At 56.5% G+C, this 23,112-nt stretch carries 16 protein-coding genes; 8 read left to right on the plus strand and 8 right to left on the minus strand.

Going from position 1 to position 23,112, the window contains the following annotated elements:
- Nucleotides 1–4: 4 nt before the first annotated feature.
- Together WJU16_RS16450 and WJU16_RS16455 are read left to right on the plus strand one after the other, a co-directional pair.
- The gene (locus WJU16_RS16450) at nucleotides 5–628 is read left to right on the plus strand and encodes a DUF4442 domain-containing protein (protein WP_341834571.1); all 624 of its coding nucleotides are present in this window, start codon (nucleotides 5–7) and stop codon (nucleotides 626–628) included.
- On the plus strand, nucleotides 528–1,898 hold the full coding sequence (locus tag WJU16_RS16455) for an MBL fold metallo-hydrolase (RefSeq protein ID WP_341838671.1): 1,371 nt from the start codon (nucleotides 528–530) through the stop codon (nucleotides 1,896–1,898). Before WJU16_RS16450 ends, WJU16_RS16455 begins: the two co-directional genes overlap by 101 nt.
- A gap of 4 nt (nucleotides 1,899–1,902) precedes the next feature.
- Here WJU16_RS16455 and WJU16_RS16460 read toward each other — a convergent pair whose 3' ends face one another.
- Both WJU16_RS16460 and WJU16_RS16465 read right to left on the minus strand, forming a co-directional pair.
- Nucleotides 1,903–4,998, minus strand: coding sequence for a two-component regulator propeller domain-containing protein (locus WJU16_RS16460; RefSeq protein ID WP_341834572.1), 3,096 nt, complete (start codon nucleotides 4,996–4,998; stop codon nucleotides 1,903–1,905).
- 53 nt (nucleotides 4,999–5,051) lie between these two features.
- Nucleotides 5,052–5,912 carry an ATP/GTP-binding protein gene (locus tag WJU16_RS16465; protein ID WP_341834573.1) on the minus strand — a complete coding sequence of 287 codons (861 nt, stop codon included), beginning with the start codon at nucleotides 5,910–5,912 and terminating at the stop codon, nucleotides 5,052–5,054.
- Between the two features lie 52 nt (nucleotides 5,913–5,964).
- On the opposite strand from WJU16_RS16465, the gene WJU16_RS16470 reads away from it, so the two are divergent.
- Nucleotides 5,965–7,188 carry an alkaline phosphatase family protein gene (locus tag WJU16_RS16470; RefSeq protein WP_341834574.1) on the plus strand — a complete coding sequence of 408 codons (1,224 nt, stop codon included), beginning with the start codon at nucleotides 5,965–5,967 and terminating at the stop codon, nucleotides 7,186–7,188.
- A gap of 240 nt (nucleotides 7,189–7,428) precedes the next feature.
- On the opposite strand, the gene WJU16_RS16475 is transcribed toward WJU16_RS16470, so the two are convergent.
- The 6 genes from WJU16_RS16475 to WJU16_RS16500 all read right to left on the minus strand — a co-directional run bounded on the left by WJU16_RS16475 (nucleotide 7,429) and on the right by WJU16_RS16500 (nucleotide 16,277).
- Nucleotides 7,429–9,483, minus strand: coding sequence for a copper-translocating P-type ATPase (locus WJU16_RS16475; protein ID WP_341834575.1), 2,055 nt, complete (start codon nucleotides 9,481–9,483; stop codon nucleotides 7,429–7,431).
- A gap of 117 nt (nucleotides 9,484–9,600) precedes the next feature.
- The gene (locus tag WJU16_RS16480) at nucleotides 9,601–11,322 is read right to left on the minus strand and encodes an ATP-binding protein (protein ID WP_341834576.1); all 1,722 of its coding nucleotides are present in this window, start codon (nucleotides 11,320–11,322) and stop codon (nucleotides 9,601–9,603) included.
- A gap of 204 nt (nucleotides 11,323–11,526) precedes the next feature.
- Nucleotides 11,527–12,210, minus strand: a complete 684-nt coding sequence (locus WJU16_RS16485) for an ankyrin repeat domain-containing protein (RefSeq protein ID WP_341834577.1) — start codon at nucleotides 12,208–12,210, stop codon at nucleotides 11,527–11,529.
- Between the two features lie 52 nt (nucleotides 12,211–12,262).
- Nucleotides 12,263–13,135, minus strand: a complete 873-nt coding sequence (locus WJU16_RS16490) for a helix-turn-helix domain-containing protein (protein ID WP_341834578.1) — start codon at nucleotides 13,133–13,135, stop codon at nucleotides 12,263–12,265.
- Nucleotides 13,136–13,150: 15 nt separating this feature from the next.
- Complete coding sequence (locus tag WJU16_RS16495) at nucleotides 13,151–15,781, minus strand: PKD domain-containing protein (protein ID WP_341834579.1); 2,631 nt, start codon at nucleotides 15,779–15,781, stop codon at nucleotides 13,151–13,153.
- A gap of 97 nt (nucleotides 15,782–15,878) precedes the next feature.
- On the minus strand, nucleotides 15,879–16,277 hold the full coding sequence (locus WJU16_RS16500) for a response regulator (RefSeq protein WP_341834580.1): 399 nt from the start codon (nucleotides 16,275–16,277) through the stop codon (nucleotides 15,879–15,881).
- Nucleotides 16,278–16,426: 149 nt separating this feature from the next.
- Between WJU16_RS16500 and WJU16_RS16505 the strand changes: the two genes are divergently transcribed.
- The 5 genes from WJU16_RS16505 (at nucleotide 16,427) to WJU16_RS16525 (ending at nucleotide 22,596) form a co-directional block, all read left to right on the plus strand.
- Complete coding sequence (locus WJU16_RS16505; RefSeq protein WP_341834581.1) at nucleotides 16,427–17,935, plus strand: arylsulfatase; 1,509 nt, start codon at nucleotides 16,427–16,429, stop codon at nucleotides 17,933–17,935.
- Nucleotides 17,936–18,112: 177 nt separating this feature from the next.
- Nucleotides 18,113–19,093: a D-glycerate dehydrogenase gene (locus WJU16_RS16510; protein WP_341834582.1), complete on the plus strand. Its 981-nt coding sequence runs from the start codon at nucleotides 18,113–18,115 to the stop codon at nucleotides 19,091–19,093.
- A gap of 62 nt (nucleotides 19,094–19,155) precedes the next feature.
- The gene (locus WJU16_RS16515) at nucleotides 19,156–21,435 is read left to right on the plus strand and encodes a hypothetical protein (RefSeq protein ID WP_341834583.1); all 2,280 of its coding nucleotides are present in this window, start codon (nucleotides 19,156–19,158) and stop codon (nucleotides 21,433–21,435) included.
- A 125-nt stretch (nucleotides 21,436–21,560) separates the two neighbouring features.
- Entirely contained in the window at nucleotides 21,561–22,034 is a 474-nt protein-coding gene (locus WJU16_RS16520) for a hypothetical protein (protein ID WP_341834584.1), read from the plus strand.
- 43 nt (nucleotides 22,035–22,077) lie between these two features.
- Nucleotides 22,078–22,596, plus strand: a complete 519-nt coding sequence (locus WJU16_RS16525; protein WP_341834585.1) for an RNA polymerase sigma-70 factor — start codon at nucleotides 22,078–22,080, stop codon at nucleotides 22,594–22,596.
- Nucleotides 22,597–23,112 lie beyond the last annotated feature (516 nt).

The raw sequence follows: 23,112 nt of genomic DNA on the forward strand, positions 1-23,112 counted from the left end.
CGGAATGGCAACTACCCGCAGCGCATCCCAATTTTTCAACAGAGTGAACAACCGGTTCGCTTTCTCGTTGTTTCTCCTGTATAAACTCCCCAGCGCCTGGATCTCCGGTGTTCGCGCGGGCAGCGCTTCCGAGCTGTCGTGCACCACATCCGTCCCGTATCGCTGGCTTTCCCAGAACCCTTTCCGCAGCACGTATTTCGCCTGCCTGGCTATGGCCGCGGAAATGAGCAGCGGGATTCTCGCCATGGGGCACGTGTATGGCGCAACGGCTAAAGTATCGATGCTGGTCACCGGGATGGAAGGCATCTTTCTTAAAAAGGCAAAAAACAAGACATATTTCACCTGTGACGAAGGCGCCGCCATCCGCGACGCCATCGCGCAAACGATAGCAACCGGAGAATCCGTGGCCCTGACGGTGGAAGTAACCGGCAGGAGCAAAGACAGCACGGAGATCGCAAGGTTCAGGATTACGTGGAGTTTTAAAAAGCATCATCATGAAAATCGCATTTCACGGAGCAGCACGCACGGTGACGGGGTCGAAGCACCTTATCACCCTGAAGAAAGGACTGAAGATTTTATTAGACTGCGGCATGTACCAGGGCATGGGCCGCGAAACCACCGCCCTTAACCTCGATTTCGGCTTCAATCCCGAAGAAATCGATGTTATGATCCTTTCGCATGCCCACATCGACCACTCCGGCCTCGTGCCGCGCCTCAGCAAACTGGGCTACCGGGGCAGCATCTATTGCACGCCGGCCACCAGGGACCTCACCGAAATCCTCCTGCTCGATTCCGCCGAGATCCAGGAAGATGATATTAAATACGTCAACAAGAAAAACGCGCGCGAAGGCAAACCTTACGTGGAGCCGTTATATAAACTGGAAGACGCCAAACGCGCCGTGGACCAGCTCGTGCCGGTGGCTTATGGGGAATGGTTCCGTATCGATGAAGACGTAGAAGTGCTCTTCACCGACGCAGGGCACATTATCGGCAGCGCCTGCGTGCACCTGAAGATCAACGAAGGCGGCAAAACGGAACATATCACGTTCAGTGGCGACATTGGCCGCTATGGTGATCCCATCCTGAAATCGCCGGAAGAATTCCCGCAGGCGGATTACATCATCATGGAATCCACCTACGGCAGCAGCCTGCATCCCGATATCAAACCGGCCGACGAAGAACTGTTGCGCTATATCCACGAAACCTGCGTCATGAAAAAAGGGAAACTCATTATTCCCGCCTTCAGCGTAGGCCGTACGCAGGAAATCCTCTATGCGCTCAACCGCGCGCAGCTGGCGGGAAAGCTTCCGACCGTGGACCTTTTCGTGGACAGTCCGCTGTCGCTCGAAGCCACCCAGGTGACCCGCATGCACCCGGAATGCTTCAACCGTAAAGTAGCCAAGCTTTTGGAAGTGGACGAAGACGTGTTCAGCTTCCCCGGTCTGCGTTACATTAAAACGGTGGAAGAATCGAAAATGCTCAACTTCCGCAAGGAACCCTGCGTTATTATTTCCGCTTCCGGCATGGCGGAAGCCGGCCGCGTGAAGCACCACATCGCCAATAACATCGAACAATGGAAGAACACGATTCTCATCGTGGGCTATTGCGAACCGCAATCCCTCGGCGGACGCCTCATGCGCGGCGCCACGGAGGTGTCTATCTATGGAGATAAATTCCAGGTGAAGGCGGAAGTGGGCGTGATACGCGCCCTGAGTGCGCATGGCGATTATGAGGATATGAGCCAGTGGCTCGCCTGCCAGAACCCACGCGACGTGAAGCGCCTCTTCCTCGTGCACGGCGAATATGAAGTGCAGACCGTTTTCCGCGACTGGCTCATCAAGAAAGGCTTCCAGGATATTGAAATCCCGACCCGGCATTTTGAGATTGGGTTGGGTTGACGGACTAATCCTCCGTCAGCGGGAACCAGAGGTTCACCCGCGTTCCTGACGGACGGCCATTTTCATCTTTCAGATCTTCGATGTCGAAAGACGCATCCATATTGTACCGGCTGTTGTAAATCTGCAGCCGGTCTTTTGTTATCTGTAGGCCCCGCGACACATGCGCGGGATGGCTTTGCTGCTTCAATACCGTAGCGGATTCACGGCCGATGCCGTCGTCTTCGATCACGCAGTGGATTTGTTGCCCTTCGCGCGTGAAGCCGATGTGCAGTTTGCCCGGCGCATTTTTATGTTGCAGCCCGTGCCAGATGGCGTTTTCGATAAACGGTTGCAGCACCATGGCGGGAATTTCCGTGAAATCCTGGTCCAGTTCCGGGTCGATGGAAATGGTATAATCGAAGCGCCCGTCGAGGCGGAGGCGCTCCAGTTCCAGGTAATTCTCCAGCATTTCCGTTTCCCGCGTGATGGAGATATTGTTGAGCTGCGAATGGTCGAGCACGTTACGGATGAGCTTCGCAAAGCGGCTGAGGTACGCCAGCGCAGTGTCCGTCTCGTTTTTTAACATGAAAGTCTGGATCGAATTGAGGGCGTTGAAGATGAAATGCGGGTTCATCTGCGCGCGGAGCGCTTTCATTTCCAGCTGCGACAATTCTTCCCGGAAAGCTGCCTTGCTGCGCGCTTCCTTCTTCACCAGATACATCCTGAAACGGAAATAACCGTACACGAGCCCCGCCGCCAGCAGGATGAGCAGCGTCCTGAACCACCAGGTTTGCCAGAACGCCGGCAGGATCACGATGTGCAGGGAGGTAGTGTTGCGGGAGAATACGCCGGCCGTGTTCATGCTCTTTACATTGAACGTATACTCGCCCGGCGGGAGGTTGGTATACCGGGCCGAAAGCACGTTTTCCGCCGGTAGCCAGTCTTTATCGAGCCCTTGCAGCTGGTAGAAATATTGCAGTTTCTCGCCGTGGTATTGCAGCGATTTGAAGTCGATGCCAAGGAAATTTTCATCATGGTGCAGTAGAAGCGGTTTGTTGAAGAACATCGCGGAATCCACCATCACCGGAATGTTCAGCACCCTGAATTCAACGATTGTTACGTCGGGCGGGGCGGGTTTTACTTCCAGTTTGTCGGGGGAGAAGGCGATGGCGTGATCGGTGGCGCCTACGAGCAGGCGGCCGTCCGCCATTTGCACAATGCTGCGCCGCACCATTCGTGCATCGGTGATGATGTCGTTATTTTGGACAAAGATGGAAAGCGTGCGGGTAGGGCCGTTCAGCCGGTAGAAGCCGGATTGGGTGGTGAGCCAGTAGCGGTTGTTGCCGGCTGGCGCCATCGACAGGATCCATTCGTTGAAGGGGCGGTTGTTGATCATGAGGGCTTCCCATCTTCCCGAAAAAGGGAAATAGAAATACACGCCATGATCGGTGCCGGCCAGCAACGTCGTATCGTTGACGGGGAGCAGCGCCGTAATGTTGCGTACCGTATCCTTGCCGCGCATGAACATCACCGCTGAAGTAACTTTCCCCAGCGCTTTATTGAACCGCAACACGCCGCCCCTGCTCGACCCCAGCCACAACAGACTATCGCCGCCGGGAACGATGGCGGTAACGGCGGTATTCCGGCGGATGAATTCCGTGATTTGCGGATAATTCATAAACTGGCCCGACATGGGGTTCCACCGCGACATGGCTTCTTTATACAACCCGATCCAGACGGTGGTATCGTTTTCCGGGAACATCGTGAGTACAGCCTGATCGTGGAGCGCCGGGGGCCTGTGATGGCGGAAGCGCTGCTTGACCGGATCGTATTCGGAGATCATCCCGTTTTCCTGTCCCACCAGAATCGTTCCGGAAGGCAGTTCCGCGAGGCTCCAGACGAGGTTTCGTTCTTCGGTGAGGCCATCCGGTCCGTATGTATAATGCCGTACAGGGCTGAGATCGGGGCGGAGGTGCGAAAACCCTCCACCCCAGGATGCCATGTAAACATCCCCGTTCTTCGCCGTCAGCAAGCCCGTTACCTCCGCACCGGGACCCGGGTAAGTTGGCTGGTCGAGGCGGGTAAAACCTTCGTTGTGCAGACTGAGTATATTGACGCCCACATCCGTTCCCACCCAAAGGTGACCGTCGCGGTCGGGGACGAGGCAATTGGTTTCGTAATTGAGGTGCAGGCCCAGCGAGTCTTTCGTGGGTCCAATATGCAGCGAGAATTTATCCTGCAAATCGTTGTAACGGTACAGGCCGTTATCTTTCATCCCCGCCCAGATGTTGCCATGATGATCTTCCGCCAGCTCATACACCTGATCGGGTGGCTGGTTGCCGAACCGGAACTGGAACCGCCGCATGGCGCTGCTGTCGGGCGTCCAGCAAAGCAGCTCGTTGGTGATGCGCGTTGCCGCCCAGATGCGGCCCCGCTGGTCTTCCAGCATTTCTTTCACGCTCGCGAATACATTCAGCAGAGGGTAATTGTGCGGATTGTTGTAAGAGCTGAACAGTTGCTTCCTGTCTTGGGAAAGCATGTACATCTCCTTTTCTCCGCTGATCCAGAGGCGCCCGTGGGCGTCTTCCAGGATGGCCGACTGCATGTTCGTACTGATACTGTCGGGAATGTTTGCCGGCCTGCGGAACCTGCGATGTGTGGGATCGAGTTGCAGGAGCCCGGCCTCCGACGTCACATAGAGCTGGCCCTTGTGGTCCTGCAAAAAAGCATATACACCGATCTCCCTCCCGGCGGGTATGCCGGCCTCGATGGGAACAGTGGAAATGCGGGTGGTCACGGGATCGTATAACCGGATATTCTCCGGCGTACCGATCCAGATATGGCCCTGGCGGTCTTCGTACAGGGCGATGTCGTCGTAATAAATGGAACCAGGCAACCGGTCGAACTGGGTGATGGTGATATAATTCTCACCGTCGAATCGCTGCAGTGCGTTGCTGGCGATCCAGATAAAACCTTTCTTATCCTGCAAAATGCCGGAAACGTGGTTGCCGGAAAGGCCGTTGTGGATGGTGAGATGGGAGAAAACATAAGCCTGCCGCGAAGACTGTGCTTTAACGGTGTAAACAGTGAACAAGAGTGCGGACAGGTACAGATACTTCATGCAGGTGTTGTAACTGCCGGAAAGCGTTTGCTGGCTTTCCGGCAGGATTAAAATCAGTTGACGGTAAGCTTGTAAGCGGTTACATGGTTACCGAAGAAGGTGGGAATATAAACGATTTTCTTTTTCGGATCGTAGCCGATGTCGGCGGTCTGGAGTTTTTCGGCCTGGGTATCCAGGATTTTGTCGGCGGAGTTGTTTTTGATATTCACATAATATACGTCGCCTTTCCAGCAGGAAACGATGTATTCGTCGCCTTTAACGTGTTCGATGCCGTCGGCGCCGTTGGAAGCGGGGGCTACTTTGGTGAGGGTGCCGTCGATCGCAGCGAGTTTCACCGAGCTGTCGTCGAGCACGAGGAGCCCTGCGGGGCCGGCGAGGATGCCGTTGGGGCCTTTCAGGCCGCTGCGGGCACTGTCGAGATAGGGGCCGCTATTCGTTTCCGGCACCACTACGTGCACGGTTTTTTTGCGGGAATCGGTAACGAGCACCTGTCCGTTCGGCGCCACGGTTACGTCGTTGAGTCCTTCGGCATTGGCGATGGCGATGCGTTTTTCGATGGCGCCTTTTTCAATGTCGATCACCACCACTTCGTTCAGATCGGCGACATACAGGCGGTTTTTATAGAGACCCATGCCTTTGGGGGCGTGGAGCCCTTCCACCCAGCGGAGCGAAACAATCTTACCGTCTTTCGGCGACACGCGGGAAACGAAGCCCTGTCCATCCTTCCCCCACGGCTGGCCGTCGATGTTGGTGACATAGAGGATATTGCGTTTGGCGTCGAAACACACGGATTCGGGCACCTTCAGCGTCGTGTCCGTCGACCATAACTTCGTGAGCGTGGCCTGCTGGGCCAGGGCGTCCAGGCAGGGCGCGCCGGCAAGGAAAAGACTTAGGATGGCATATTTCATTTTCATAACACGTAGATATTAGACTTTAAATTTAATAAATGTATTTTTAATCGGTATTATGAAACAAATCCTGACGATCTGCCTCGCGCTGCTCACAGGCGCTGCAACTGCACAGCAGCGCAAAGCCGTTTTCATCATTGTGGACGGCATCTCCGCCGATGTGCTGGAAACACAGCCGGTCCCGAATCTTAGCAGCATCATCCAATCCGGCAGCTATCTGCGCGCCTATGTGGGCGGCGAAAAGGGCGGATATACCCAAACCCCTACCATCTCGGCCGTAGGTTACAACAGCGTGCTCACCGGCACCTGGGTGAACAAGCATAACGTGTGGGACAACGATATCAAAGACCCTAATTATCACTACTGGACCATCTTCCGGACCTTCAAATCCCATTTCCCCCAAAAGAAAACCGCGATTTACAGTAGCTGGGAAGATAACCGCACCAAACTCGTGGGCGACCGCCTGGAAGCCACCGGCAATCTCGCCATCGATATCAAAGCCGACGGCTTCGAACTGGATACGGTCCGATTCCCGCACGATCGTAAAAAGGCCTACATGGAACGGATCGACGCGCATGTGGCCGATGTGGCCGCCAAATCCCTCCGTGAACACGCCCCCGACCTCAGCTGGGTGTACCTCGAATATACCGACGACATGGGCCATATGTACGGCGACAGCCCTGAGTTCATCGCTTCCATCCAAAAAATGGACGAAAAGGTGGGCCAGATCTGGAAAGCGGTGCAATACCGCCAGCAACGGTTCAAGGAAGAATGGCTGATTGTCATTACCACCGACCACGGCCGCGACGAAAACTCGGGTAAGCATCATGGCGGGCAGTCGTTCCGCGAGCGCTCCGGCTGGATCATTTCCAATATCAAACAACCGAATACCTACGCGAAAATATCCTACCCCGGTGTGGTGGATATCATGCCTACCATCGCACGATTCCTGCAACTGCCGCTGCCGCAGCATGTAGCCCGCGAGTCCGACGGGATCGCGTTGTCGGGGAAGATTTCCGTAGCGCATCCCCAGGTGCATCACTACAACGGCACGCTGGATATTTCCTGGGTGAGCCCCGATCCCGGCGGTAACGTGAAAATCTGGGTGGCTACCACCAACGCATACAAAACCGGCGGCACCGACGAATACCGCCTCCTGGCGGAAGTGCCCGCCGCGCAGCGGCATGCCGTTGTGAATGTGAAAGACCTGCCTTCGGAATTCTACAAAGTAGTGCTGGAAGGGAAGGAAAATACGATCAACCGCTGGTGGCTGAAGAATTAAGCTTCTTCCTTCTTTCCAAAATTAGGTGGAAAGACGGTACGTTGGCAAAAAATGTGGCGTCATGTATATAAACCTGGGGTGAGCATTGAAGAAACCTGGGGTGAAATGCAGATCATTCATCCATCCTTCAATGATCCTTCAGTCATCCTTCAGGCAAACACCCTCAAACTCAAGCCAGCATTGGAGGAGCTTGGAGGATCATTGAAGGATGTCAGCAGGATGTCAGTAGCGGTTCAGTCGTTATTCCCTGATTTTCAGCATCCCGGCATTAATGGCCACCACGATGGTGGAAATACTCATCAGCACGGCACCCGCTGCGGGGCTGAGCAAAATCCCTGCGCCCGACAATACCCCCGCGGCCAGGGGCATCGCGATCACGTTGTAGCCCGTGGCCCAGGCGAGGTTCTGTATCATTTTCCTGTAAGTGGCTTTGCCGAACAAGACGAGGCTGGCGACGTCTTTGGGGTTGCTGTTAACGAGGATGATGTCCGCCGTTTCGGCGGCCACGTCGCTGCCCGAGCCAACAGCAATGCCTACGTCGGCTTTGGCGAGGGCGGGCGCGTCGTTCACGCCGTCTCCCGTCATGGCTACGAATTCACCTGATTTTTGCAGCTGTGCGATTTTTTCGAGTTTCTGGTGAGGGAGCACTTCGGCGAAGAACTGGTCCATGCCGAGGCTGCGCGCCACGTCTTCCGCCACCACTTTGTTATCGCCGGTGAGGAGTACGGTTTTGATGTGCTGCGCGTGCAGCGTGCGGATGGCCTCGGCGGATTCCGGCCGCACCTGGTCGGAGAGGGCGATGAAGCCCACAGGAGTATCATTGCGCAATACATATACCAATGTTTCGCCGGCGCGGATCTTCTCCGGCGGGTGCTGCAGCGCATTGGGGCTCACCACGGCGATGGCGGCGCCGTTCAGGTCGGCCGTAATCCCTTTCCCAGTGATGGCGGTAATGTTACCGGCGGGGTCCGCCGGAAGACCCAGTTCTTTTGCTTTTGCCACGATCCCCGTGGCGATGGGGTGCTCAGAGCTCTGTTCGAGCGCGTAGGCGAAGCGGAGGATGTCGTTGTCCTGCAAATCCGGCGTGAGTGAAGCATACCGCGCTACGGCGAATTCGCCAACGGTCAGCGTGCCTGTTTTATCGAAAACAAGCGTTGTGATCTTGCGGGCGTTTTCGAAAGCGGTCCTGTTGCGGATGAGGAGCCCGTTGCGCGCGGCAAGCGCCGTGGATTTGGCCACTACCAGCGGGATGGCGAGCCCCAATGCGTGCGGGCAGCAGATCACGATCACGGTTACCATCCGCTCGATGGCGAATGCCAGGGAGCTCCCGCTCCAATACCAGGCGAAAAATGTGGCGAGGCCGGCAACGATGGCAACCAACGTGAGCCAGCGCGCGGCTTTGTCAGCCAGCAGCTGCGTACGCGACTTGTCCTGCTGCGCTTCGTTCACCAGCTGGATCACTTGTTGCAGGTACGATTCCTTGCTGCCGTGCGTCACCTGGATGCGCAAGGCGCCGTTGCCGTTGATGGAGCCGGCGATCACCTTGCCGGCGGGTTGCTTCTCCACCGGCTTCGATTCGCCGGTTAGCATGGATTCATTCACCGCGCTTTCGCCTTCGGTAATAATACCATCAGCCGCGATCTTCTCGCCGGGCTTCACGAGGATAAGGTCGCCTTTCTGCAACTGATCGGTCGGTATTTCGGAAATATCTCCGTTGCGGATGAGGTGGGCGGTGGAAGGCATCAGCCTGACGAGCGCTTCCAGTTCGCGCGATGCGCCGGCAACGGAGGTCATCTCGATCCAGTGGCCCAGCAGCATAATGAGGATTAATGTAGCCAGTTCCCAGAAAAAGTCCATGCCTTCCAGCCCGAACACGGTGGCGGCGCTGTAGATGTAAGCCACGCTGATGGCGAACCCGATGAGGGTCATCATGCCCGGGTTACGGGATTTCATTTCATTCACCCAGCCTTTGAGAAAGGGCCAGCCGCCATACACGAAAATGATGGTCGACAGTGCGAACAGCAGTTTGTCCGAATAGGGGAATTGCCAGTCTACCCCCATCCAATGCTGGATCATGGGGGAAAGTAACAGTACGGGGATGGTGAGTATCAGCGTAGCGTAGAATCTTTTTTTGAAATCCCCGATCATGCCGTGATGGTCGTGACCGCCATGACCGGCATCTGCGGCATGATCGTGCATGGGCGCGGTTTTCGGTGCGGCGTGATGTACGTGTGTATGGTCTGCCGGGTGGTGGTGGTGTTCCGGGTGATGTGGAGAGGATTCGCCAGGCTTCATGGTCGTCAGGTTTGGAAAATGAAAACAAGTTTACTGGGGAGAATGTTCAAATCCCTTGCCAGTATTGGCTTTTGCCAAAATTGTATAACAGAAAACCGGAATGATGTAAATCGGTGGTTACGGCTGATGGAGGTGTTTTTCCAGCACGTGGCCGAGCGCGGTGAACTCGATAGGCTTCACGACGTAATCGCTCGCGCCTTCGCGGCGGAACCGTTCGGCGGATTCGGTGAATGCGTCACCGGAAGCGATGATGACGGGTATATGTTGCAGGATGGGATCGCTTTTAAGGTGCCGGAGCATTTCGCTGCCGTTCATGGTGGGCATATGCGAGTCGAGAATGATGAGATGCGGTGTTTTCTCCCGGGCGATGGCCAGCCCGTCGGTCCCGTTTTCCGCCGCAAGCACGTGAATGCCTTGCGAGAGGAGGAAGTTGCGGAGGATGATCTGGTTCATGCGGTCGTCTTCCACCACCAGCACCGTACTGCCCGCGAACCGTGGAGCCTTGGTTTTTACTTCTTCGCAAACGGGGAGCACCGCGCCTTCCGGAATGGGGAAAGATACGGTAAACGTCGTGCTTTGGCCCACCACGCTGCTTACTTCAACGCGCCCGCCCAGCTGCCTGGCGAAAAGCTGGGTGATGTACAATCCCAGGCCGGTTCCTTCCACGAACGTCTTCTTCACCGACACAAACGGCTCAAAAATTATCTCCTGCTTGTCTTCGGATATCCCACCGCCCTGGTCGGTGACGCTGATAAACCATTCATCTCCCGTTACCCCGCCATGCACATCGATCACGGAATCGTTGTTGGTGAACTTGATGGCGTTGGTGAGCAGGTTGTTCAATATCTGCGACAGTTTTACTTCATCGGTACGGACCGTCTGCGGCAGGCGCGGCGAAATGTGCAGGCGGATGGAAACGGATTTGGCCTGGGCGAGCAATTCGTATATACGGATGATGTTATGCAGAAAGGGCTGCGTCTTCACATCGCGGAGCTGCAATGCATCCGTTTGCCCCGATTCGATGCGCGACAATTCCAGCACATTGTTGATGATGTCTTTTACATTGAAACTGGCCACATACAAATGGTCTACCAGCCCCGCCATGGTTTCGGGTGAGCGTCCGTTCTGGATATCCATCCGCATGAGCTGCACGATGCCGAAGATGGCGTTCAGCGGATTGCGGATTTCGTGGCTCGTTTCCTGAAGGAACAGTTTCCTGGAATTATTGGATTTCTCCAGTTCGTCTTTTTTATGCCGCAATTCCGCGAGCAATGCGTTGTAAGATTTCTTGTAATGATAGATGCAAAGCAATGGAACGCTGACATGCCAGGCGATGTTGGTCCACCGCAGCGACCGGATGACGCTGTCGGATAAGAGGAGGTAGGGCGGTTTTCCGTTCAGCAGGTGCCATTCCATCATCACGATGGCCAGGCTGAGCATGACCACGGCCAGTATCTGCCGGAAATGATTTTCGATGGTGAGGTAAGTGAGGCTGATCATCGACATGCAGGCGATCATGAAGATCACGCCGGGGCCCAGCAGCCAGTCGAAATAAACTGCCCATACGGATTGGAGGAATACAAGCCACATGGTGGCGGCCTGCAGTTTGCCGAAATGATTTATTAGCATAACCGAGCTGAAGCAGAGCAAAGCCGCGGTATTGCCAAAGAAGGTGATGGGCGCGCCACTGATGAAAAAATAAATCACGCCGAGCGCAAAGAGGCTCGTGCCGATGGCGATGGCGAGGGAATTAATGATCCTCAACTGGCAGTGTTTTTCTTCAGGAACCCGCTTGACTCCTGTATCCATCAGTCGGGTGATTGCGGCGGTGATTTTCATGTTGTCAGGGTTAATAGCTCCGGCATCAGGAATCTTTATTTTTCAGGGTGTTTTTCTTCTTTCGGACCAGCTCTTTTCAAATGTAATCATTCCATCCATGCAGGCAAAAACTTAATATCCACGCCAATTTGTTTGTGTAAATAAAGAAAGGCCGCCCTTGCGGACGGCCCTCTTCTTCTTTCCTCGCCTATCACGCTAAGTCGTTTATTTCGCACCCGCCTTTTCGAGCAGGCGGATGATTTCGGTCTGTCTTTTTTGCCGCGCATGTTGCAGCGTTGTAACGCCATCTTTGTCAGCGATATTCAGGTCGGCGCCCGCATCAATGAGTAATTGCACGATTTTGATATGGTTTTCGCCCCCATTGCCCAGGATCACCGCTTCCAGCAGGCCCGTCCATCCGAGTCGGTTGATGTGGTCGATGGGGAATGTTTTGTCTTCCAGCAGCGCAATCACCGTTTCCACATGCCCGCGCTCGCAGGCGGGAATGAGGGCGGAACCGCCATAACGGTTATAGACGGTGTAATCCGCGCCGGCTTTCATGCACATCCGCACAATGTCGGTCATCCCTTCGGCGCCGGCGTACAGAAACGGGGAATTCAGGATTTTGTCCTGTGCATTCACGTTTGCGCCTGCGTCGATGAGCGCCTGCGCGGCCTGTGACTGGTACTTATAAACGGCGGTCATCAGCGGCGTGCGGCCTTCGGCATCGCGCGATTCGATTTGCGCGCCGGCACGGAGCGCAAATCGAATCGCGGCGGTGTCGCCTTTGGCGGCGGCGGTTTGTAATTGCTTGTTTGCGCTGTTGTCCATTTTGCTCGTCTCTTTTTCTTGCTGCGCGCAGGCAGGCATTGTAAGGCCCAGTGCGAGCGCCAGTAAAATTGTCTTCATTATCCGAAGTTGAATATCAAAATTACCGGCAAAAGGAGGAGCGGGAGGGGGATTATTGTGGAGATTCGGGTACTTTCTGAAACTGTTGCCGGAAGGCGAGGGGAGACTGGCCGGAATACCGGCGGAAAAAACGGGAGAAATAGGACGTGTCGGAGAACCCCAGTTCATACGCGATCTCTTTCACATCCTGCGTGGTGAGCGTGAGCAGGCGGCGCGCTTCCAGCAACAGTCTCCGCCGGATCAGGTTGCCCGCTGTAATGCCGGTTTCCTTGCGGCAAACGATGTTGAGGTATTGCGGCGTTACGTGCAGTTGCGCGGCGTAGTATTCCACCGTGGCATTTTCGCGGTAATGCTTTTCCAGCAGCGAAAGGAACTGCTTCACGAGGCGCTGCACCGGTGGCTGGTTAGGCGTGGGATGTGCATCTTCGTAAAATCGTTCCAGCATCGTCAGCAACGCGAGCAGCCGGTACGTAATGATACGGACCGACAGGAAATCCGCCACTGCATATTCTTCCAGGATGCTTTCCAACTCCCGGACTACCGCGGCGAAGGGCTTCGGCGGCAAGGCCAGGTGTGGATTGGCGGAGAAAGAAAAGAATGGCCATTGCAACGTGTCGCCCGTTAGAAAATCCCTGCCGAACATCAGCTGGAAACCTTTCGTTCCGGGCGATAGTTTCCAGTCGTGCGGCTGCCCCGGCGCCAGGAAGTACACGGAGCCGGCTTTTACAGGGTAAGGGGTAAAATCGATGGTATGGGTGCCGCTGCCGCGAATCACCACCAGTAACATGTAGAAGTCGTGTTTGTGCGGCTGCGGAAGGCTCGCCCGGCCCTGCTCTTCATGGCGGAAAATACTGAATACCTCCGCTTTGAGGGGTATGCAAATATCCTGTATGCGGATAACGGGCAGGTGGTGCTTCGAAGCCATATGCGAATATAAGCGTTATCGCAACAGGGTGGCCGTGCCGGTCAGGAAGAAGTCGGCGCCGAGATAATCCACCGCGCTCACTTGCCAAACGAACGTGCCGCTGCCCTGCAACTGCCCGTTGATGCGCCCGTCCCACCCGCGATTGTTTTCCTGGCCGCTGTAAACAAGTTGCCCCCAGCGGTTATACACCCTGAAGAACCGGATCTCCCGGATCCCCGCGCCGATGGGCCGCAGCCAGTCGTTGATGCCATCGCCGTTGGGCGTGAAACCTGTGGGCACAAACACCTGCGGCAATGTATTGTACACCTTCACGGTCATGAAAGCCGAATCCGCGCAACCCGCCTGGTCCGTAACCAGCACCTTCAATCGGATGCCCGTGCCGGGCCTGTGGTACGCCGCTACCGGATCGGCGATGCCAGGGTTGGAAAGCCCCGCGCCCGGCGACCACTGGTAACCGCTGCCGCCGGAAGCGTACAGCTGCAAAGGTTGCCCCACCACCACCGACGTGTCGCGCCCGGCGAATGCCTGCACTTTCGGTAATACGGTTACCAATACCGTATCCCGCGCGGGTTTGGGGCATCCGCGCGTGTCGGTGGCCGTAAAAATGTACGCGGTGGTAGCGGCAGGCCTTATCACGGGGTCCAGTGTGCCGGGCAACAGGGGCGACCAGCTGAAGGCGCTCCCGTCTGTCGCCGCATGCAATTGCGCTTCCGTGCCGAAGCAAATCATCGTATCCGCGCCCGCCCTGGCGATGGGATAGGGTACCGTCCGCACCCAAACGCTCCCGTTCGCCGTGCAAGCGCTTACGCTGGCGGTGAGCAGGTAGCGCGTATCGCCCGGAGGCCGCACCAGCGGAGCCGGCGCGCCGGGAGACAACAGCCCAGTACCCGGCGACCAGTTATACACCAGTCCGTTCGATTGCGGCCGCAGCCGGATGGTGTCGCCGAGGCAAATCAGTGTGTCGGCGGGCATTTGCAACGTTACCTGGTTGGTAGTGCGGATCAGCACGGAATCGCGGTTCAGGCAGCCGTTTTGGTCGAGGTCGACGTAATATTTCGTTTCGCCCGTTACGTTCACCCGCGGCGTCGCCGTTTGCGCGCCGGTCATGTTCACCGCCGGCGACCAGGTGAAGATCCCGGTTCCGGTGGCTTGCAACGTGAGCGGGTCGGGCGGGCAGATGAGCGTATCGCGGAACGTCAGCCCTATAGGCGGTTTGTCGAGTATGGTGACCGTTTGCCGGAGGGTATCCTTGCAGCCCACGGAGTTGTGGGCGATGAGCGTAACGGTGAACGGGCCGGAGGAAGGGTACGTCCAGCTGGTGTTTTGCTGGTCTGCGTTGTCTGTCATCACGTTCGGCTGCCCGAAATCCCAATACCAGTAATTCACCGATCCGAAATTGGTGGTGGTTTGGTCGGTGAAGGAAACGGGTTTGCTGATGCAGCTGCCGGTGGTAGTAAATGCGGGGTTAAAACCGGGATACACGAGCGCGAGGGCTTCCGTGGAGTCCGGGCATTGCATGCCGCGGTTGGTAGTGAGCTTCACGGTATAGGTGCCCGGTTGCACGAACGTGAAATCCGCCGTGGGGTTGGTGCCGGTGTAAACGAGCTGGCCGGCGGCGTTGCGAAACTCCCAGTCCCACCGCGCAATGAGCGGGCTGTTGGAGCGGTTGGCCACGACCAGTTGCTGCGAATTGCCGCATAGCATGTATTCGGGCTGGAGTGTGGCGGTAGCGAGGGTGCAGCCGGTGATGTTGATCTGGAGGTCCTTCCGTTGTGTGGCGATCACGATGCCGTTCCTGATTTCCTGGACGCAAACGGTAACCACATAGATCCCCGTTTCCGGCGCGATGCCGGTGATGAGGCCGGTCATGGCATCGATGTTGACGCGCACGCCCAGGGGGGCATCTCCGCTGAACTGGCCGCCGTATGGCACGCTGGTATATGGCGGCGCCAGGGGTGGCTCGCTGTTATTGGCTCCGCCTCCGCCGGGGCCGCCGCCTCCGCCGCTGCTATAGCCCGCGGTCAGGTAGGCGTCGCAGAAGAAATACCGGAGCTCGTCGCCATCGGGATCGGTGGCGGCGAAGCTGTAGTCGAATGGATTTTCGGCGCACACGGTCACCAGGTCGCTGCCCGTGAATTGCGCGCTGCGGTTATCGGGAGCGGTGGCGAGTTGCGCGGTGCCGGGGATTTCGGCGGTGTAGGTAGCGCCGATGCGGCCGTAGCCCGCCATCAGGTTACTGATCAGATCTACCCGGTTCGTTACCTGCGAAGTGATGATGTACCCATCCGGCGAATCGGGGAGGGTGACGGAGAATACCCAGTAGCCGACGTAGTAGCAAACCAGCGGTGGACGGGTGATGCAGGGATCGGTGCTGGTGTGGCTGATCTGCTCCTCCCGGTTGAGAGGTATGCGCAGCATCTGGTATTCCGAATTATTGCCGCGCCTGAAAACGCCGATGTAGATGGGGTCGTAGAACTGCCGGCCGGGAGTGCCGCAGCTGCGGAATTGTTTGAGCGTTACCTGGTAAGTGGTGCCGCCGTTGCTCCTGGATAATACCGTATAATACATTTCCCCGCCGGTGATATGGTCCGCGCGCAGGCCGGTGAAAAAAGCCAGCAAAAAGATCAGGAGCGACAGTTGCTTCATGCAAAGGTATTTGGACAATCGGAATACGGAATTTCCGCACAAGCAGTTGCTTGTTTGCATGTAGTCAGGCTGATGGCGGGTGCGTCGCGAATGATGATTAGCGCGTGGCGGGATAAAGCAGGCTATGGAGCATGCTCACCAGTTCAGAGAACTTCTCCGGTTTGGTGTAAAACTGGAAAGCGCCCAGTTCCAGGGCTTGCCGGATGGTTTGCTGGTCGGACGCGGTAGAATAGATGACGACGGGGACGTTCTTCGCGCGGTGACTGCCTTTCAATTCCTGCAAAAACTGCATGCCGTTCATGACGGGCATGTTGAGGTCCAGGAAAATGATGTCGGGCAAGGAGGCTGATACATTCAGGTGATCGATGCCTTCCTGCCCGTTGGCGGCAAGCGAACACCGGATCTGGTTATCGATGAAAGCCAGGGCCGACAGGAAGATCTCCTGATCGTCCGTATCATCGTCGATCAGCAAAATGTTGGGTAGAGTTGTCGTCATACGAATAGCACAATTTCAAATGACAAATGTCGCATGAGGAAATAAATGCATGTATTTTATCGCCCGCCGCATATCCCTATCAAATTAATCATTTTAAGTTGAATTATGCGGAATTATTGAGTAAGATTGCGCGGAACAATCCTATCCGCATGAAACGGTTACTCTTTATGTTATTATGCGGCTGTCTGGCGGGTGAAGCGAACGCCCAGCGGCGGCCGAATGTCATTATTATTTATGCCGATGATGTGGGTTACGGCGACCTGAGTTGTTACGGCGCCACGCAGGTGCAAACGCCCCATCTCGACGCCCTGGCCAAAAGCGGTATCCGCTTCACCAACGGGCGCACCACTTCCGCTACCTGCACGCCTTCGCGGTTTGCGTTACTCACCGGCCGGTATCCCTGGCGCAAGAAAGGCACGGGCGTGCTGCCCGGCAATGCGGCCATGATCATCCCGCCGGGTTCCCCCACGCTCGCATCCCTCATGCAGCAAGCCGGGTACCAGACCGCGCTGGTCGGCAAGTGGCACCTCGGGCTGGGGGATGGTTCCCCCATCAACTGGAACGCCGACATCAAGCCGGGGCCCAATGAAGTAGGATTTCATTACGCCTTTTTCTTCCCCGCAACGGCCGACCGCGTGCCCACCGTGTTCGTAGAAAACCGGAAAATCATCGGGGCAGACGCCAACGATCCCATCGAAGTCAACTACCAGGAGAAAACCGGCAACGAACCCACCGGCAAAGAAAACCCGGAACTGCTCAAAATGCCCGCCTCACACGGGCATAACAATACGATCGTCAACGGTATCGGCCGCATCGGCTGGATGAAAGGCGGCACCCGCGCACGGTGGACCGACGAGGAAATCGCATACGCCTTCACCGACAAGGCGATTGAATTCATGGAGCACAACCGCAAAAAGCCCTTCTTCCTCTGTTTCAACCTCAGCGATATCCACGTGCCCCGCATGCCGGCGACCGCATTCAAAGGTAAGAGCAGTATGGGATACAGGGGCGACGCGATCCTGCAAATGGACTGGAGCGTGGGGAAGATCATGGATAAGCTTCGCCAGCTGGGACTGGAAAAAAATACGATCGTCATTTTCTCGAGCGACAACGGCCCCGTGCTCGACGACGGATATGTGGACGGCGCGGTAACGCAACAGAATGGCCACCAGCCGGCCGGTCCGTTCAGGGGCGGGAAGTACAGCGCTTTTGAAGGCGGCACCCGCGTGCCCTGGATCGTCAGCTGGCCGGGTACGATCAAAGGTGGCGGTACTTCGGACGCACTCATCAGCCAGGTGGATCTCTACGCGTCTTTCGCGAAATTGACCGGGCAGCAAATAGCGCCCGGCGCGGCGCCCGACAGCCATGATATGCTGCCGGCGATGCTGGGGAAGAAGGCGGAAGGCCGCTCCTGGGTGGTGTTGCAGGGCGGATCGCTTTCACTGGTGCAGGGCGACTGGAAGTATATTTCGCCTTCCAGGGGCGTGAAACTGATGAAAGAAGTGAACATCGAATCCGGGAACGACGAATCGCCCCAGTTGTATAACCTCCGCAGCGATCAGGGGGAACGGCAAAACTTGGCGGCGCAGCATCCCGATAAAGTAAAAGCCATGGCGGCGGAACTGGAACGGCTGAAGGCGGCGGACCAGACGCGGTGATGTGTCAGATAAAATGGAAACGGCCCGGGATGCAATGCGCTCCGGGCCGTTTTGTATGGGAATCAGCGATGGAACCGCGCCGGGTTTGGACTGATGTTTGCGGGCATGGGTAGCAATTTATGCCGCTAAAACTTAGATTGCAGGTAAATTTTTTACACACATAACAAATCCATCCCAATGAAAATCTTCATCACCCGACATATTCCTGAACCCGGATTGCAGTTGCTGCGCGAAGCGGGGATTGCATTCACGGAGCATACCGAGAAGCGCAACCTTACGCTGGAAGAATTGATCGAAGGTTGTAAAGGCATGGATGCGTTACTGAGCGTGGGCGGCAATAAGCTGAACGCGGAATTTTTACAGGCGAGCAGGCATTTGAAAGTGATCGCCCTCATGTCTGCCGGGTACGACAATCTCGATGTGGATACGGCCACCGCGCTGGGGATTCCCGTCGGCAATACGCCCGGCGTGCTGAGCAATGCCACGGCTGATACGGCTTTTTTGCTGATGCTGGCGGTTTCGCGGAAGGCGTTTTTCATGCATAAGATGATTGAAAAGGGAGACTGGGGCTTCTTCGACCCCACGGCCAACCTCGGCATGGAGCTTAACGGGCGCACGCTGGGGATTTTCGGGATGGGCAGCATCGGCACGGCGCTGGCCCGCAAATGCCGCGGCGCTTTCGATATGCCGGTGATCTACCACAACCGCAGCCGGAACGAAGCGGCGGAAAAGGAACTGGGCGCGAAATACGTAAGCTTCGATGAATTGCTGGAACAAAGCGACGTGCTTAGCGTGCATGCCGCGCTGACGCCGCAAACAGAAGGCGTTTTCAACGCGGCCGCTTTCCGGAAGATGAAACCTAAAGCGATTTTTGTGAACGCCGCACGGGGCGCCATGCACAACGAAAACGACCTCCTGGAAGCCCTGCGCAGCCACCGGATATGGGGCGCGGGACTGGATGTCACCAACCCCGAGCCGATGGACAAGCACAACCTGCTGCTGCAAATGCCCAATGTGGCGGTACTGCCCCACATCGGATCGGCAACGGAAGAAGCGCGCGGCGGCATGGCGCGCATGGCGGCGGAGAATATCATCGCGGGACTGAAAGGCCTGCCCCTTCCGCATCCCATCAACAAAGTGATCCCGCGCACAAGCTGACGGCGGCGTTATGACGGTAACGGGGATTTTTGTATTATGGAGCAAGATTCCACGTTCCCGCTATGTCACACCTTATTGCCCGGAGGAAATTCCTCGGAAATCTGTCGCTGGCCGCCGCCGGCTTTTTATTGAACCGGCAACGCGCATTCGCCGCCATGCCGCCGCTTACGGACAAGGCAGCGCTCGTGCTGCCGCATTTTCCGGATACTTATCACGCCTTTGTATGGCGCAACTGGTCGCTGGTGCCGCATGAAACGCTCGCGCGTATTTCTGGAACCACGAAAGAGAACATCCTGGCCTCCGGGCTGGCGATGGGCTTGCAGCGCCCTGCGGTGGTCAGCAAGCTGGCCTGGGAGCGGAGTTACATAACGATCATCCGCAGAAACTGGCATTTGTTACCGCGCACGCAGCTGATGGCGTTGTTGGGATGGGATGAGAAGAAGCTGGATTTTACGCTGCGCGAAGATGATTTTTTATATGAGAAACTGGGCAGCTTCAAGCCCTCCTGCGCGCCGGTGCAATACCAGTCGCCGTCGGCCGCTACGGCAAAAATCGGCGAAGTGATGCAGCGCGAATTCCCGGAAGGGATGCCCCGTGTGACTGAGCCGCTGTTTCATTTTATCAGCGAGTTGTCGGCCCCTGAGCCCGATATCCCCGATGTGCCATCCGGCGGTTTTTCGCCGCGGTTGGGTTATTCTTATTTCGCTTTGTACGGCGATCCTTTGCTGGATGCATCTTCCGATCCTTATCCGGACCATTACCTGTCGCGCCTCGCGGCCTGCGGGATGGACAGCGTATGGATCCATATCGTGTTGCACAAGCTGGTGCCGTTTCCCTGGGATGCGTCGCAGAGTGCTGGTCACGGGAAGCGGCTGCACAATTTGCGGAAGCTGGTGGCGCGCGCGGCGAAGCAAGGGGTGAAGATCATGTTGTACCTGAACGAGCCGAGGACCTGGCCATCGTCTTTTTTCGCGAAGCATCCCCGGCTGAAGGGGGCGGATGCGGGGGAAGCGGCGAGTTTGTGCACGAGCCATCCGGAGGTGCAGGCGTACCTGCGCAACGGGGTGGCGGCGATAACGGCGGCGGTTCCGGGGCTGGGTGGGTTCTTTTCCATTACGGCGTCGGAGAACCGGACCAATTGCTGGTCGCACGGCCAGGGTGCGGTGTGCCCGCGTTGCGGTCCGAGGAATGCGCCGGCGGTGATCGCGGAGCTGAACCACCAGTATGCGAAAGGGATACGGAAAGGGATGGAAAAGCATGGGGAAGGAGTGGCGGCGCCGCAGTTGATCGTTTGGGACTGGGGATGGCGTGCGGGATGGGGGGAGCAGATCATTGCGGGTTTGCCGAAAGAGGCGATGTTGATGAGCGTGTCGGAATGGGATGTGCAGATTGAAAGGGGCGGCGTGAAGAGCAGTATCGGCGAATATTCGATATCGGCGACAGGCCCGGGGCCGCGGGCGCGGGCGCATTGGGAGGCGGCGCGGCGCGCGGGTATCCGGACGGTGGCGAAGATCCAGGCAGGCAATACCTGGGAGATCGCGGCGGTGCCATGGATACCGGCGTTGCGGAACGTGGCGGAGCATGCGGTGAAGCTGCGGGAGGAGCGGGTAGACGGGCTGATGCTGGGCTGGACGCTCGGCGGATATCCATCTCCCAACCTGGCGGTGGTGGCTTTGATCGGGAGCGATGGGAAAATGGGGGTGGAAGAAGCGTTGAGCCGGGTGGCGGAATCGCGGTATGGCGTGGCGGCGGGCGCGGTGGTACGGGCCTGGGAAAGGTTCAGTACCGCGTTCAGCGAGTTCCCGTTTGGGGGAGGATTGTATTTTTCCCCGATGCAGACGGGGCCGGCGAATTTGTTGTGGGCGCGGGAAACGGGGTATCATGCCACGATGGTGGGTTTCCCTTACGATGACCTGCAGCGCTGGCGGGGGCATTACCCGCAGGAGGCTTACGTAAAGCAATTGCGGAAGATTGCGGACGGGTTTGCGGATGGGTTGGAGGATTTGAAGCAAGAGACGAAAGGGCTCGGGCTGGGCGCGGCGGAACGGAAGCGGCTGGAGCGGGAGATGGAGGTGGCGGAAACGGTGGCGGTGCATTTCCGGAGTGCGGCGAACCAGTGCGCATATATTGCGGTGCGTGGAGACATGGGGCGCGGGGAGCAGGTGGCGGCTTTGCTGACGGATGAATTGCGGCTGGCGAAGCGGATGCTGGCGTTGCAGCGGAGGAACTCCACATTGGGGTTCGAGGCGTCGAATCATTATTTTTATGTGGGGGAGGATTTGGCGGAGAAGGTGTTGAATTGCCGGTTTTTGCTGGATGCGATGGCGGGCAGGGGCAGCTAAAATTTTTTTTCATTCCCAGTGAGGGATTTTCCTCCCGCAAACGAATACTTGGCAGGATCGGGTGATTTTGATTACCTTAATAGTGTTATCATTGTATGAAGCCTGTTTACGTTACCCTGATATGTTTGCTATTCACGTTATTTTACGGTTGTCGTAAGAAAGACGACGCGGCTCCGCCGTCATCCGGTAAGAAGGAGATGGTGGAAGGTACCTGGAAGCAGAAGGACCTGGTGATCGCGGTGAGCGTGAAGCTGGGCGGCAATAATATTCCTGCCGGAACGAGTATGATGGTGCTGGCGCCGATGTTGGGTCCGGGAGGGGCTTTGATCACCTGTACGAAGGACAATACCTATAGTTTTAATAAGGACAATACGATGAAGGTGGCGGGTTGTACGGAACTTCTTTTCCCGGTGACGGGGGCGGAGGGGACGTGGTCCCTGGATATCTATGATGCCGTGTTGTTGTTGAAGTCGGCGGAAGGTAAAGCGGATCCGCATTGGATAGATGATTTAACGGCGACAACTATGAAGATTTCTATAACGGCAGTTATTCCGAATGTGGCAACGGTACCGTTGACATTGATTCTCGAGAAATCGTGACATGAATCTTGACATGAAATCCGGTTGATATTATTGAATTCATATGCGATACACCGCGCAGGATATCAGGCTTGGTAATATGGCTGCTTTCAGGATGGTATATCAGATGTACCATCAGAAGTTGTATTTCTTCACGCTGCGGCATGTACAATCGTCGTATGTGGCGGAGGAGACGGTGCAGCTGACGTTTATCCGGTTATGGGAGCGGCGGGAGTCGTTATCGCCGGATGTGCCGCTGGGGCAGCAGGTTTTCCGTATTGCGAAGAGCATCATGATTGATTTGTTGCGGAAGCAATATGTGCGGGAGCGGCATACGGGGATGTTGTCGGAGGGGATGGAGCGTGAGCAGCCGGCATTTGATCTGGACCGGAAGCAGGAGTTGGAGCGGGTGTATTTGTGCATAGAGAATTTGTCGCCGGTGCGGCGGCATGTGTTCCGGATGAGCCGGCTGGAGGGGTGGACGCATAAGCAGATCGCGGAAGCTTTGTCGATATCCCCGCGGACGGTGGAGAATCATATCCTCCGGGCGGTGCACCAGTTGCGAAAGGCATTGATGCTATGATGTTAGTTGATGCAAGATTTTTTTAAATAAACGTTCGATACGAATAGGCCGCGAATCGGAGTGTCAGCAAATCGTGCGCTACACATGGATGGCAATGCTGGATGGGAAGATGTTGATGATTTTGATAATAAATGATGCAAGATATTTAAGTAGGCATTCGATAAGTGAGGACCCGCAAACGGCACATCCTGAAATGGAGATGCATAGCAACGTGGCCGGTGCTTGTGGGCTTGCATATTGAATGCCGGATGCAGGAAAGAATAATGGAAAATGAACGCGCCGCATCCATGAAACCAGCAAATCAATCAGACATTCGACAGAACAGATAATGGAAATTACAACCCATATGATCCAGCGATACTTCCGGAGCGAAGGCTCCGAAGAAGAATCAGCTATCGTGCGGGAGTGGTTGGCGCAACATCCCGAAGCGCTGGACCACTACCTGACCGAAGCGCATTGGGACCAATTCCAACAGGAAAACGATCTGCCGGAATCCATTTCCGCATCGATGTACGG

This window comes from Chitinophaga pollutisoli, from assembly GCF_038396755.1.
GTDB lineage: Bacteria > Bacteroidota > Bacteroidia > Chitinophagales > Chitinophagaceae > Chitinophaga > Chitinophaga pollutisoli.

Bases quoted from the DNA above. Each gene is read 5' to 3' on its own strand.
- WJU16_RS16475 (WP_341834575.1), bottom strand. From the start codon at position 9,483: ATGAAGCCTGGCGAATCCTCTCCACATCACCCGGAACACCACCACCAC.
- WJU16_RS16510 (WP_341834582.1), top strand. From the start codon at position 18,113: ATGAAAATCTTCATCACCCGACATATTCCTGAACCCGGATTGCAGTTG.
- WJU16_RS16480 (WP_341834576.1), bottom strand. From the start codon at position 11,322: ATGAAAATCACCGCCGCAATCACCCGACTGATGGATACAGGAGTCAAG.
- WJU16_RS16460 (WP_341834572.1), bottom strand. From the start codon at position 4,998: ATGAAGTATCTGTACCTGTCCGCACTCTTGTTCACTGTTTACACCGTT.
- WJU16_RS16515 (WP_341834583.1), top strand. From the start codon at position 19,156: ATGTCACACCTTATTGCCCGGAGGAAATTCCTCGGAAATCTGTCGCTG.
- WJU16_RS16470 (WP_341834574.1), top strand. From the start codon at position 5,965: ATGAAACAAATCCTGACGATCTGCCTCGCGCTGCTCACAGGCGCTGCA.
- WJU16_RS16490 (WP_341834578.1), bottom strand. From the start codon at position 13,135: ATGGCTTCGAAGCACCACCTGCCCGTTATCCGCATACAGGATATTTGC.
- WJU16_RS16525 (WP_341834585.1), top strand. From the start codon at position 22,078: ATGCGATACACCGCGCAGGATATCAGGCTTGGTAATATGGCTGCTTTC.
- WJU16_RS16495 (WP_341834579.1), bottom strand. From the start codon at position 15,781: ATGAAGCAACTGTCGCTCCTGATCTTTTTGCTGGCTTTTTTCACCGGC.
- WJU16_RS16450 (WP_341834571.1), top strand. From the start codon at position 5: ATGGCAACTACCCGCAGCGCATCCCAATTTTTCAACAGAGTGAACAAC.
- WJU16_RS16485 (WP_341834577.1), bottom strand. From the start codon at position 12,210: ATGAAGACAATTTTACTGGCGCTCGCACTGGGCCTTACAATGCCTGCC.
- WJU16_RS16500 (WP_341834580.1), bottom strand. From the start codon at position 16,277: ATGACGACAACTCTACCCAACATTTTGCTGATCGACGATGATACGGAC.
- WJU16_RS16505 (WP_341834581.1), top strand. From the start codon at position 16,427: ATGAAACGGTTACTCTTTATGTTATTATGCGGCTGTCTGGCGGGTGAA.
- WJU16_RS16465 (WP_341834573.1), bottom strand. From the start codon at position 5,912: ATGAAAATGAAATATGCCATCCTAAGTCTTTTCCTTGCCGGCGCGCCC.